This window comes from Pseudomonas sp. GW822-FHT02D10 (assembly GCF_058802345.1).
Window position 1 is genome coordinate 314766 of the sequence record NZ_JBXAOB010000004.1, and the last position, 11989, is coordinate 326754.

Sequence of the window (11989 nt, forward strand, 5' to 3'; positions counted from 1 at the left end):
TGCGGCCTTTCGGGCACCTATGCCCGCTGTGCATTTAGATTTGCAGCACCGACTACAGGAACTATGTTCACATGCTAACAATCCGTCTTGCCCTTGGCGGCTCCAAAAAGCGCCCGTTTTACCACTTGAACGTGACCGACAGCCGCAACCCACGCGACGGTTCGCACAAAGAACAAGTTGGTTTCTTCAACCCGATCGCTCGTGGTCAAGAAGTCCGCCTGTCCGTGAACCAAGAGCGCGTAGCCTACTGGCTGAGCGTTGGTGCACAACCTTCTGAGCGTGTTGCTCAGTTGCTGAAGGACGCTGCTAAGGCTGCGGCCTGAGCAATATGAACGCGACGCCAGCAATCGCTGATGATTTGATCGTTATCGGCAAGATTTACTCTATTCATGGCGTTCGCGGCGAAGTGAAGGTTTTTTCCTTTACTGATCCGATTGGAAACCTGTTGGACTACAAAACCTGGACGCTCAAGCGCGAAGGCGATGTACGGCAGGTAGAGCTGGTCAGCGGCCGTGTACATAACGGCAAGTTTCTGGTCACAAAGCTCAAAGGTCTCGATGACCGTGAAGAAGCTCGTCTTCTGGCCGGTTTTGAAATCTGCGTGCCGCGTAACCTGTTTCCTGATCTGACCGACGGCGAGTACTACTGGTACCAGCTGGAAGGTCTGAAGGTCATCGACCACCTCGGGCAATTGCTCGGGAAGATCGATCACCTGCTGGAGACTGGCTCGAACGATGTCATGGTGGTCAAGCCTTGCGCTGGCAGCCTGGATGATCGCGAACGCCTGTTGCCCTATACGGAGCAATGCGTGTTGGCCGTCGACCTCGCAGCGGGCGAGATGAAGGTGGATTGGGACGCGGACTTCTAAGCGTGGCTAACTTGCGCGTCGAAGTGATCAGTTTGTTTCCCGAGATGTTTTCCGCCATCAGCGACTACGGCATCACCAGTCGTGCGGTGAAACAGGGGCTCTTGCAACTGACCTGTTGGAATCCGCGAGACTACACAACGGATCGACATCACACTGTGGACGATCGCCCATTTGGCGGTGGCCCGGGCATGGTGATGAAGATCAAGCCCCTGGAAGATGCTCTGGTTCAGGCCAAGGCAGCAGCCGGGGAGGCGGCGAAGGTAATTTACCTGTCGCCCCAAGGCCGTCAACTGACTCAGTCGGCGGTACGCGAGTTGGCGAATGAGGAAGCATTAATCCTGATTGCCGGCCGCTATGAAGGCATTGACGAGCGTTTTATTGAGGCTCATGTCAATGAAGAGTGGTCGATTGGCGACTATGTACTGTCTGGCGGCGAGCTGCCGGCGATGGTCCTGATCGATGCGGTTACACGACTGCTGCCTGGAGCTTTAGGGCATGCGGACTCCGCCGAGGAAGATTCCTTTACGGATGGTCTGCTGGATTGCCCGCACTACACCCGACCTGAGGTGTATGCGGATCAGCGTGTTCCCGACGTGTTGCTAAGTGGCAATCACGCGCATATCCGGCGTTGGCGTTTACAGCAGTCCCTTGGCAGGACCTTTGAACGACGCGCCGATCTTCTGGAAAGCCGCTCGCTTTCTGGAGAAGAGAAGAAGCTGCTCGAGGAATACATCCGCGAGCGGGACGATAGTTAACAACGTATCGATGGTAGATCCGACGATTTACCTTAGGAGCACAGCATGACTAACAAAATCATCCTTGCACTCGAAGCAGAGCAGATGACCAAAGAGATCCCTACCTTTGCCCCGGGCGACACCATTGTCGTTCAGGTGAAAGTGAAGGAAGGCGACCGTTCGCGTCTGCAAGCGTTCGAAGGCGTCGTTATCGCCAAGCGTAACCGTGGTGTGAACAGTGCTTTCACTGTTCGTAAAATCTCCAACGGTGTTGGCGTAGAGCGTACTTTCCAGACCTACAGCCCGCAAATCGACAGCATGGCCGTCAAGCGTCGCGGTGACGTACGTAAAGCCAAGCTGTACTACCTGCGTGACCTGTCGGGTAAAGCAGCTCGCATCAAGGAAAAACTGGCTTAAGTCCAGCTTCCGATGCAGAAAAAAGCAGCCTACGGGCTGCTTTTTTGTTGCCCGTCATTTATTCCGTTCCCTGAAAGTGCAAGGGTTCCGCGAACGGCCATGCTATGAAAGACTGTTCGCCACCTTTCAGTTTTTGTCTGTTTTGCTTGAGCCTTTATGCCTGCCATCGATCATCCACTGATAGACCAGTTTCTCGACGCCCTGTGGCTGGAAAAAGGCCTGTCCGATAACACCCGTGACGCTTATCGCAGCGACCTGGCCCTGTTCAATGGGTGGTTGCAGGAAAAGGGTCTGGAGCTGGTCAATGCCGGGCGCGAGCTGATTCTCGATCATCTGGCCTGGCGCCTTGAACAAAACTACAAACCCCGGTCTACCGCACGGTTTCTCTCGGGGGTGCGTGGGTTCTATCGCTATTTGCTGCGTGAAAAGCTGATTGCCGTCGATCCGACATTGCGCGTCGACATGCCGCAACTCGGCAGGCCATTGCCCAAATCATTGTCGGAGGCGGACGTGGAAGCCTTGCTTGCCGCACCGGATCTGAGCGAAGCGATCGGCCAGCGCGATCGCGCCATGCTGGAAGTGCTGTATGCCTGCGGCTTGCGGGTCACCGAGCTGATCAGCCTGACGCTGGAACAGATCAATCTGCGCCAGGGCGTGCTGCGCGTCATGGGCAAGGGCAGCAAGGAGCGACTGGTGCCGATGGGTGAGGAGGCGATTGTCTGGGTCGAGCGCTATATGCGCGATGCGCGTGGCGAGTTACTCGGCGGGCGGCCCAGCGATGTGTTGTTCCCGAGCCTGCGAGGCGAGCAGATGACTCGCCAGACCTTCTGGCATCGCATCAAGCATCAGGCCAAGGTTGCCGGGATCGGCAAGTCCCTGTCGCCGCACACCTTGCGGCACGCCTTCGCCACCCATCTGCTTAACCACGGCGCTGACTTGCGGGTGGTGCAGATGCTGCTCGGTCATAGCGACCTCTCGACCACGCAGATCTACACCCACGTCGCTCGCGCCCGTTTGCAAGACCTGCACGCCAAACACCACCCGCGCGGCTGAATGCTGCTTTGCTTTATGTGGGAGCGAGCTTGCTCGCGATTGCGACGGCACATCCAGCATTGATGTGACTGACAGATAGCTATCGCGAGCAAGCTCGCTCCCACAAAGGGTTTGTGTTTCCCATGATGTCTTGTGTCAGCTCCATTCGGCCACGCGGGCCTTATGTGGTAGGCTTTGCGGGTTTGCACGATGGGCGGTTATGACCCGGTGTTTCAGTACGGGCGTTCTAACCGATCCATTTGTCCGCCTTCAGGAGTTCTCATGCGTCTGACCCAGATTTTCGCCGCCGCAGCCATTGCGTTGGTCAGCACCTTTGCCATCGCCGATGATGCGGCTGATAAAGCCATTCGTAAAAGCCTGGAAACCCTCCAGCTCGACACTCCGATCGAGTCCATTAGCGCCAGTCCATTGGCCGGTCTCTACGAAGTCAAACTCAAGGGTAGCCGCGTGCTGTACGCCAGCGCCGACGGCCAGTACATCGTTCAGGGCTACGTGTTCCAGCTCAAGGACGGCAAACCGGTCAACCTGACCGAGCAGGCCGAGCGTCTGGGTATCTCCAAGCTGATCAACGGCATTCCGGTCGCTGAAACCGTGGTTTACCCGGCGATTGGCGAAACCAAGACCCACATCACCGTGTTCACCGACACCACCTGCCCGTATTGCCACAAATTGCACGCCGAAGTGCCTGCATTGAACAAAATGGGCATCGAAGTGCGTTATGTTGCTTTCCCGCGCCAGGGCCTCGGCTCACCGGGTGATGAGCAACTGCAAGCCGTCTGGTGCTCCACTGACAAAAAAGCCGCCATGGACAAAATGGTCGAGGGCAAGGAAATCAAGGCCGCCAAGTGCGCCAACCCGGTTTCCAAGCAGTTCGCCCTGGGTCAGTCGATCGGCGTGAACGGTACACCGGCCATCGTTTTGGCCGATGGCCAAGTCATTCCGGGCTACCAGCCTGCGCCACAAGTCGCCAAACTGGCGCTGGGCGCGAAGTAAATTCGCATCGTCACGGTCAGCCATTGACGATCATGGTTCGGCGGCAGCGTTCGCCGGGCCATTAATAGAGAGCCGCGAGCATGCGGTTGTTTTTACGGCCGACCTTGAGTCGGCCGTTTTATGGGGAGTTCACAGTGAAACCGGTCAAAGTAGGCATCTGTGGGTTAGGGACCGTCGGTGGCGGTACCTTCAACGTACTTCAGCGCAACGCCGAGGAAATTGCTCGTCGTGCCGGGCGTGGAATCGAAGTGGCACAAATTGCCATGCGCACGCCAAAGCCTCAGTTCCAGACGACCGGTATTGCGATTACCAACGATGTCTTCGAAGTGGCCACGAACCCTGAGATCGACATTGTCGTAGAGCTGATGGGCGGCTACACCGTTGCCCGTGAGCTGGTACTCAAAGCGATCGAGAACGGAAAACACGTAGTCACCGCGAACAAGGCGCTGATCGCCGTTCACGGCAACGAAATCTTCGCCAAGGCCCGCGAGAAGGGCGTGATCGTAGCGTTCGAAGCCGCGGTGGCCGGTGGCATTCCGGTGATCAAGGCGATTCGTGAAGGCCTGTCGGCCAACCGCATCAACTGGGTCGCCGGGATCATCAACGGCACCGGCAACTTCATCCTTACCGAAATGCGTGAGAAGGGCCGGACCTTCGCAGACGTGCTCGCCGAAGCCCAGGCGTTGGGTTACGCCGAAGCCGATCCGACCTTCGACGTCGAAGGTATCGATGCGGCGCACAAGCTGACCATCCTGGCCTCGATCGCGTTTGGTATCCCGCTGCAATTCGACAAGGCCTACACCGAAGGCATCACCAAGCTGACCACCGCTGACGTGAACTATGCCGAAGCCCTGGGCTATCGCATCAAGCACCTAGGCGTGGCACGCAGCACCGCCGCCGGTATCGAACTGCGTGTGCACCCGACCCTGATCCCGGCCGATCGTCTGATCGCCAACGTCAACGGTGTGATGAACGCGGTCATGGTCAACGGCGACGCCGCCGGTTCGACCCTGTTCTACGGCGCGGGTGCCGGCATGGAGCCTACGGCTTCGTCGGTAATCGCGGACCTGGTGGACGTGGTTCGCGCCATGACCTCCGACCCGGAAAACCGCGTACCGCACCTGGCTTTCCAGCCGGATTCGCTGTCGGCCCACCCGATCCTGCCGATCGAAGCCTGCGAAAGCGCCTACTACCTGCGCATTCAGGCCAAGGACCATCCGGGCGTGCTGGCCCAGGTGGCGAGCATCCTGTCGGAGCGCGGTATCAACATCGAATCGATCATGCAAAAAGAAGTCGAAGAACACGACGGCCTGGTGCCAATGATCCTGCTGACCCACCGTGTGCTGGAACAGCACATGAACGACGCCATTGCAGCGCTCGAAGCCTTGCAGGGCGTGGTCGGTCCGGTGGTGCGGATCCGCGTCGAGCACCTGAACTAAGTCGTTATTGTTCACCGGGCCCGCGCACGGGCCCGGGTTTGCGAACTCTGAATAGTGGAGCCAGTCATGCGTTATATCAGTACCCGCGGCCAGGCACCGGCCCTGAATTTCGAAGACGTGCTGCTGGCAGGTCTGGCCAGCGACGGCGGCCTGTACGTGCCGGAAAACCTGCCGCGTTTCACCCAGGAAGAAATCGCTTCCTGGGCCGGCCTGCCGTACCACGAGCTGGCCTTCCGGGTAATGCGCCCGTTCGTTACCGGCAGCATTCCTGATGCCGACTTCAAAAAAATCCTCGAAGAAACATACGGTGTGTTTTCCCACAACGCCGTTGCACCGCTGCGTCAGTTGAACGGTAACGAATGGGTGCTGGAGCTGTTTCACGGCCCGACCCTGGCGTTCAAGGACTTCGCCCTGCAACTGCTCGGTCGTCTGCTCGACTACGTGCTGGAAAAGCGCGGCGAGCGCGTAGTGATCGTTGGCGCCACCTCGGGTGATACCGGTTCGGCCGCCATCGAAGGCTGCAAGCACTGCGAAAACGTCGACATCTTCATCCTGCACCCACACAACCGCGTGTCCGAAGTGCAGCGTCGGCAGATGACCACCCTTTTTGGTGAGAACATCCACAACATCGCCATCGAAGGCAACTTCGATGACTGCCAGGAAATGGTCAAGGCCAGCTTCGCCGACCAGAGCTTCCTCAAAGGCACGCGCCTGGTGGCGGTGAACTCGATCAACTGGGCGCGGATCATGGCCCAGATCGTCTACTACTTCCACGCAGCCCTGCAGTTGGGCGGCCCGGCGCGTTCGGTATCGTTCTCGGTGCCAACCGGCAACTTCGGCGATATCTTCGCCGGCTACCTGGCGCGCAACATGGGCCTGCCGATCAATCAGTTGATCGTCGCAACCAACCGCAACGACATCCTGCACCGCTTCATGAGCGGCAATCAGTACGTCAAGGAAACCCTGCACGCCACACTGTCGCCGTCGATGGACATCATGGTGTCGTCGAACTTCGAACGCTTGCTGTTCGACCTGCACGGTCGCAACGGTGCAGCAATCGCCGGCCTGATGGACACCTTCAAGCAAGGTGGCGGTTTCAGCGTCGAGCAAGAGCGCTGGACCGAAGCCCGCAAGCTCTTCGACTCGCTGGCGGTGGATGACGCGCAAACCTGCGAGACCATCGCTGAAGTCTTCGAACAAACCGGAGAACTGCTCGATCCGCACACGGCCATCGGCGTCAAGGCCGCACGTGAGTGCCGTCGTAGCCTCGATATTCCGATGGTGATTCTGGGAACGGCCCATCCGGTCAAATTCCCCGAGGCAGTCGAAAAAGCTGGCGTAGGAAAAGCGCTTGAACTGCCTGCCCATCTGTCTGATTTGTTTGAGCGAGATGAGCGCTGCACCGTTTTGCCAAACGACCTGAAAGCCGTGCAGGCCTTTGTCAGTCAGCATGGCAACCGCGGCAAGCCACTCTGACCGGTAAAGCCTGTCACATTTTGAAGCCCGTCTCCTGACGGGCTTTCTCATTTCTGCATGGCACACTTGTCGTTGTTTCGCCCCTCAAGGATGGGTGAGTGGACGTGAAGGACGTGGGCATGCGGTTTTTTAATGGATTAAAGCCGGCCTTGTGCTGGATGTTTTTATTGAGTGCCATGGGGCTGGGGCTGGGGCTGGGGCACAGTGCATTGGCGGCTCAGTTCGGTGCTTTGGACATCGGGGTTCCCATCACCCATGACAACTTTAAGCTGGAGGCTTCGGAACTCGAATGGATTGCCGAACACCGGCGAGTGATCGTCGCGTCGGTGCAGTTCCCGTTGTTCCTGTTCAAGGATGAGCACGGTCAATGGAGCGGTCTGAACAACGACATTCTCCAACGCCTTTCGCGGATGACCGGATTGGAGTTTGTTCATGAAGAGTCGTTCTCGACCGAACACCTGCTCGGGCTGCTGGAAAGCGGCAGGGCCGACATGAGCACGACACTCGCCGTTAACGACGAACGCAAAGGCTTTCTGGATTTCAGCCATGCCTTTGGCGGGGCTGGCTGGGTGTTCGTCGGGCGGGCCGGGGTTGCTCGGCTCGATTCGTTAGAAGACCTTTCAGGCAAGGTGCTGGCGCTACCGGCCAGGCATGCGCTGGAGGCGGGTATCCGCCGTGACTATCCGCAGATCGAGCTGCGTTCGGTCAAGACCTACGCCGAGGCACGCGCCCTGGTCGAAAGCGGCGAAGCCTACGTCACCATTGAAAACGAGACTGGCGCCCAACTGTACCCGGCGGGTCGGCTGGCAATCGGCTCAACGATCGAAGGTCTGTGGGAAGCCGACCATCTGGCCCTGCGCAAAGCGCAGCCAGAGCTGTTGAGCATTCTCAACAAGGCGCTCGAAGCTTTTCCTCCGGCAGAGTTGCGCGCGATTCGTTCGAAGTGGCTCAGCGGCGTGGTGCCCAGGCAACCACCCTCGCTGTGGCAGCGGTTTTACCAATGGGGCTGCTGGGGGGGATTTTTCGCGGGTCTCTTCGGGCTGATTTCACTGCTGTGGAACCAGCGTCTGAACATGCAGATCAAACAGCGACTGAAAGCCGAACAGGGGCTTGGTGATCAACTGGCGTTCCAGCATGCCCTGATGGATGCCATGCCCGATCCGGTGTTTGTACGGGATCTGGAGGGGCGGTTGATCCTGTGCAACAAGAGCTATGAAGAGCACTTGTCGACCCGCTTTGACCAGGTGCAGGGAAAACGCCTGACAGAGATCAACGTTTTGCCTGCCTCGACGGCCGAGCTTCTGCATGCGGAAATCATGGATCAACTCAGCAGTCGGAAAACCCGATTTACCGAGCGCCAGCTGACATTCAACAATGGTGTGAGGGACGTTTATCAGTGGACGGTGCCGTTTTATAGCGCCGAGGGTTTGCTGCGAGGTGTGGTGGGCGGCTGGACCGACACCCATGGACGTCAGCGCCATGAGCCTGACCCGCGCAATTCTGACGAGAGGGGCGCCGCTCAGGGGCTCACTTAAGGTGCTGTTTTTTTCCTGTCATCTTTTCCATGCATGCTCTGACGACTCAGGGTAAAGCGGTATGCCGTCAGTTGAGTTCAGAACTTTCTTCTCGGGCCAGTGGTCATTGATCACGCCCTTGGCACTTTGTTTTCGGACTATTGAGTGGTGATCGAGATGGAAAGTATCAGCCTATTGCTGGGTGAGGCATTGAGCCCGTATCAGGTAACACTGACCCCGTCAGGTGCCCATGGCGAATGCCTGGTGACATTGAAGAGTGCCACTGACGCCATCATGGTCGAACGTGAGTTCAATCAGGCGCAGTTCACGGATAAACGGCTGCTGACAGATGTTGTCGACGGATTGCACCGCGACTTGTTGATCGCCGAAGGACGACTGGAGCCTAGCGTGATTGCGGCTCTGCGCAATGTTGCGCAAGACAAGCGTCTTGCTGTCGGAAACTGAATTGTTTTTTTGTGGGAACCTTCCCGCAATCAGATTAGTCAGACCCTTTATCAACAGGATCAAGCATTGTGCTCCGGTGCTTGTCACGTGTTGTACGGGTCCTTGTAGGCCACGTTTAACCCCGAGTCGTCTCCCCACTTCTCGGGGTTTCTTTTGCCCGGCGTTTGGTCAGGGTGCCTCATCCTGAAAAAACGTCTTGGCGTCTTCCAGATACTCACGGCGCATTTGCGGATCGAGCCACTGGGCGTAAAGCTCGATCAGCCGGTTCTGCCGCAGTTGGCGCAACGTCTGATTGATGTGGCTGATGGCTTCGCGACCCTGCTGCGTATCCGAGCAAGCGATGTGGGTGGTTTGGTACTTGTCCGTGCCACGAATTGCGTAAAACTCCAGATCATCGGGCGAAATGCCTTGCTGCTGCGCCTGATAGCGAATCTCCGGCCAATACCCGAGCAACGCGCTCAAGCGCCCCAGGCGCTGCATCTGTAGCAGACTGCCAAGGGCATCGTTACCGTAATGGGCTGACAGACTGTTGCCGGGTGCCTGTTGTAGCAGGCGGTCAACGACCTGACCGTAACTGCGTTCGGCGACCACTCCCAGTTTTTTGTCTTGCTGAGCCAGCAGCTGTGCCAGATCGACGGTGTTGTCGATGATGAAGGGCGCCAGGACCTCACGGTCTTGATGGCGTATCGCAACGCCGTTGCTGCGGACTCGATAGGCCGCAATGGAATAGGCAAGCCGTTTTGCCCGTTCCGGGTTCCACAGCAGCGAAGGGTCGCAGGTGAAGCTCGGCTCCAGGAGCATTTGCATGCCGCGCGCGCGGTTGACCCGTAACGTCCTGTGTTGGTATTCAGGCATGCTGGCGATCAACAGCGGCAAAAACTGATCGACCACGCCCTGATTCTTTTGTGGCCCTTCGAAAATCGTCAGCGGTGGAAAATCCCGCAGCAGCCAGATCAATGTGTCCTTGGCTTGAGCGGCCGTGGGGATTGTCAGCAGGTATGCCAGCGTTGCAGCCACGCTCAGAATCCGCAGGCGCGGCGCCACACACCGGCGAATCGCTGACAACCTTTTCAGTTTAAATAGCCCCATCTGCACGCAGTCGCGCGATCTGTGCCGGGTCATAGCCAAGTTCGCTCAGTACCTGCGCGTTATGCTCACCCAACTCTGCTCCGACCCATTCGCAAGCGCCTGGCGTCTCCGAGAGTTTTGGCACGATGCCCGGCATCTTGAAGTCCTTGCCGTCGGGCAGCTTGGCTTGCAGGAACATTTCCCGCGCGAGAAATTGCGGGTCGCTGAACATGTCTTCGGCACTGAAGATCCGGCTGGCCGGCACTTCGGCCTGGTTCAACTGCTCGATCACGGCATCCAGTGACAACGAACTGACCCAGCGATCAATGACCCCATACAGCTCATCGCGGCGGCTATCGCGGCCGTCGTTGCTGGCAAGCAGCGGATCGTTGGCCAAGTCGTCACGGCCGATGGTTTGCATGAAGCGCTTGAAGATCGCATCGCCGTTGGCGCCGATCTGCACGTGTTTGCCGTCGGCGCTGGTGTGGATGGAGGAGGGCGTGATGCCGGGCATGATGTTGCCAGTGCGCTCGCGGATAAACCCGAACACGTCGAATTCCGGGACCATGCTTTCCATCATGGCGAAGATCGCCTCGTACAACGCCACGTCCACCACTTGCCCCTGACCACCGTTGACCTCGCGGTGACGCAAGGCCATCAGCGCGCCGATCACGCCCCAGAGCGCGGCAATCGAATCACCGATGGAAATCCCGGTGCGCACCGGCGGTCGATCCTCGAAACCGGTGATGTAACGCAAACCGCCCATGGATTCGCCCACCGCACCAAAGCCCGGTTGATCCTTCATCGGCCCGGTTTGCCCAAAGCCCGACAGCCGGACCATCACCAGTTTCGGGTTCAGCGCATGCAGCACGTCCCAGCCCAGGCCCAGTTTCTCCAGCACGCCGGGACGGAAATTTTCGATGAGAATGTCGGCTTCGCTGAGCAGCTGTTTGAGAATCGCCAGCCCGTCGGGGTGCTTGAGGTTCAGCGTCAGGGACTTCTTGTTGCGCGCCTGGACGAACCACCACAGCGAGGTGCCTTCGTAGAGTTTGCGCCACTTGCGCAGCGGATCACCGCCATCCGGAGATTCGATCTTGATCACTTCGGCGCCGAACTCGGCACAAATACGCGAGGCAAAAGGCCCGGCGATCAAGGTACCGAGTTCGATGACTTTCAGGCCGGCAAGGGGTTTGGCGGTGAGCGGCATGGGCGATCCTGTAGGACAAAGGCTGAGCGAATACAGCGTTTTAACATAGCCCGGGCCTCATCGCCCAAGGTTGATGGCGGTCATGATTCGTTGATTGGCCCCCGCATCGGTTAGACTTGCCGCCTTTCCTCGTATCAAGAAGCCCGTTCATGGCCCAGCCGTCCACGACCTACAAGTTTGAACTGAACCTCACCGACCTCGACCGTAGCGTGTACGAGAGCGTTAAGCAGACCATCGCCCGTCACCCTTCGGAAACCGAAGAACGCATGACCGTGCGGCTGCTGGCCTACGCCTTCTGGTACAACGAGCAGCTGTCTTTCGGTCGAGGTCTGTCGGACGTGGACGAACCTGCGCTGTGGGAAAAGAGCCTGGATGACCGCGTTCTGCACTGGATCGAAGTCGGCCAGCCAGACGCCGATCGCCTGACCTGGTGCTCGCGCCGTACCGAGCGCACCAGTCTGCTGGCCTACGGCAGCCTGCGCGTCTGGGAAACCAAAGTGATCCCGGCGATCAAAAACCTGAAAAACGTACATATCGCGGCTGTTCCTCAGGAAGTGCTGGAAACCCTGGCCAAGGACATGCCCCGCGTTATCAAGTGGGACGTGATGATCAGCGAAGGGACGATTTTCGTCACCGACGACCGTGGTCAGCATGAAGTCCAGTTGCAGTGGTTGAGCGGCGAACGCGGCTGATTTTTCAGCGCTGGATCGCATCACCCGGTTTTATCCTACGTTTTCAAGAGAAGCACCTGTCAT

The 11989-nt window shown here is 58.2% G+C and carries 13 protein-coding genes; 11 read left to right on the forward strand and 2 right to left on the reverse strand.

The genetic code is table 11. From position 1 onward, the window contains the following. Positions 1-71: 71 nt before the first annotated feature. From rpsP to AC1RPZ_RS09365, 10 genes are all read left to right on the forward strand, one after another. Complete coding sequence (rpsP, locus tag AC1RPZ_RS09320; protein ID WP_145019047.1) at positions 72-323, forward strand: 30S ribosomal protein S16; 252 nt, start codon at positions 72-74, stop codon at positions 321-323. A gap of 5 nt (positions 324-328) precedes the next feature. Continuing rightward, positions 329-868, forward strand: a complete 540-nt coding sequence (gene rimM / locus AC1RPZ_RS09325; RefSeq protein WP_123580957.1) for a ribosome maturation factor RimM — start codon at positions 329-331, stop codon at positions 866-868. Positions 869-870: 2 nt separating this feature from the next. Beyond that, entirely contained in the window at positions 871-1623 is a 753-nt protein-coding gene (trmD, locus tag AC1RPZ_RS09330) for a tRNA (guanosine(37)-N1)-methyltransferase TrmD (protein WP_493136762.1), read from the forward strand. 45 nt (positions 1624-1668) lie between these two features. Then, positions 1669-2019 (forward strand): 50S ribosomal protein L19, encoded by a 351-nt coding sequence (rplS, locus tag AC1RPZ_RS09335; RefSeq protein WP_003175895.1) that lies wholly within the window; start codon positions 1669-1671, stop codon positions 2017-2019. A gap of 156 nt (positions 2020-2175) precedes the next feature. After that, positions 2176-3072, forward strand: a complete 897-nt coding sequence (xerD, locus tag AC1RPZ_RS09340) for a site-specific tyrosine recombinase XerD (RefSeq protein ID WP_493136763.1) — start codon at positions 2176-2178, stop codon at positions 3070-3072. Between the two features lie 261 nt (positions 3073-3333). Next, complete coding sequence (locus AC1RPZ_RS09345; protein ID WP_493136764.1) at positions 3334-4065, forward strand: DsbC family protein; 732 nt, start codon at positions 3334-3336, stop codon at positions 4063-4065. A gap of 134 nt (positions 4066-4199) precedes the next feature. Beyond that, on the forward strand, positions 4200-5504 hold the full coding sequence (locus AC1RPZ_RS09350) for a homoserine dehydrogenase (protein ID WP_493136841.1): 1305 nt from the start codon (positions 4200-4202) through the stop codon (positions 5502-5504). Positions 5505-5570: 66 nt separating this feature from the next. Continuing rightward, complete coding sequence (thrC, locus tag AC1RPZ_RS09355; protein ID WP_493136765.1) at positions 5571-6980, forward strand: threonine synthase; 1410 nt, start codon at positions 5571-5573, stop codon at positions 6978-6980. Positions 6981-7099: 119 nt separating this feature from the next. Then, positions 7100-8515, forward strand: a complete 1416-nt coding sequence (locus AC1RPZ_RS09360; RefSeq protein ID WP_493136766.1) for a transporter substrate-binding domain-containing protein — start codon at positions 7100-7102, stop codon at positions 8513-8515. A gap of 156 nt (positions 8516-8671) precedes the next feature. After that, a complete protein-coding gene (locus tag AC1RPZ_RS09365; protein ID WP_493136767.1) occupies positions 8672-8959 on the forward strand; it encodes a DUF3509 domain-containing protein in 288 nt (95 codons plus the stop codon). A 168-nt stretch (positions 8960-9127) separates the two neighbouring features. On the opposite strand, the gene AC1RPZ_RS09370 is transcribed toward AC1RPZ_RS09365, so the two are convergent. Continuing rightward, on the reverse strand, positions 9128-10081 hold the full coding sequence (locus tag AC1RPZ_RS09370) for a TIGR02285 family protein (RefSeq protein WP_493136768.1): 954 nt from the start codon (positions 10079-10081) through the stop codon (positions 9128-9130). Beyond that, entirely contained in the window at positions 10035-11234 is a 1200-nt protein-coding gene (locus tag AC1RPZ_RS09375) for a CaiB/BaiF CoA transferase family protein (RefSeq protein WP_493136769.1), read from the reverse strand. Before AC1RPZ_RS09375 ends, AC1RPZ_RS09370 begins: the two co-directional genes overlap by 47 nt. Positions 11235-11383: 149 nt before the next feature. Between AC1RPZ_RS09375 and AC1RPZ_RS09380 the strand changes: the two genes are divergently transcribed. Further along, on the forward strand, positions 11384-11926 hold the full coding sequence (locus tag AC1RPZ_RS09380; protein WP_007897614.1) for a YaeQ family protein: 543 nt from the start codon (positions 11384-11386) through the stop codon (positions 11924-11926). Positions 11927-11989: the final 63 nt, after the last annotated feature.

What these genes read in the sequence shown, in the direction of transcription:
- AC1RPZ_RS09380 (WP_007897614.1), top strand. Translation starts at nt 11,384, where the DNA reads ATGGCCCAGCCGTCCACGACCTACAAGTTTGAACTGAACCTCACCGAC.
- AC1RPZ_RS09345 (WP_493136764.1), top strand. Translation starts at nt 3,334, where the DNA reads ATGCGTCTGACCCAGATTTTCGCCGCCGCAGCCATTGCGTTGGTCAGC.
- AC1RPZ_RS09375 (WP_493136769.1), bottom strand. Translation starts at nt 11,234, where the DNA reads ATGCCGCTCACCGCCAAACCCCTTGCCGGCCTGAAAGTCATCGAACTC.
- AC1RPZ_RS09360 (WP_493136766.1), top strand. Translation starts at nt 7,100, where the DNA reads ATGCGGTTTTTTAATGGATTAAAGCCGGCCTTGTGCTGGATGTTTTTA.
- rplS (WP_003175895.1), top strand. Translation starts at nt 1,669, where the DNA reads ATGACTAACAAAATCATCCTTGCACTCGAAGCAGAGCAGATGACCAAA.
- thrC (WP_493136765.1), top strand. Translation starts at nt 5,571, where the DNA reads ATGCGTTATATCAGTACCCGCGGCCAGGCACCGGCCCTGAATTTCGAA.
- rimM (WP_123580957.1), top strand. Translation starts at nt 329, where the DNA reads ATGAACGCGACGCCAGCAATCGCTGATGATTTGATCGTTATCGGCAAG.
- xerD (WP_493136763.1), top strand. Translation starts at nt 2,176, where the DNA reads ATGCCTGCCATCGATCATCCACTGATAGACCAGTTTCTCGACGCCCTG.
- rpsP (WP_145019047.1), top strand. Translation starts at nt 72, where the DNA reads ATGCTAACAATCCGTCTTGCCCTTGGCGGCTCCAAAAAGCGCCCGTTT.
- AC1RPZ_RS09365 (WP_493136767.1), top strand. Translation starts at nt 8,672, where the DNA reads ATGGAAAGTATCAGCCTATTGCTGGGTGAGGCATTGAGCCCGTATCAG.
- AC1RPZ_RS09370 (WP_493136768.1), bottom strand. Translation starts at nt 10,081, where the DNA reads ATGACCCGGCACAGATCGCGCGACTGCGTGCAGATGGGGCTATTTAAA.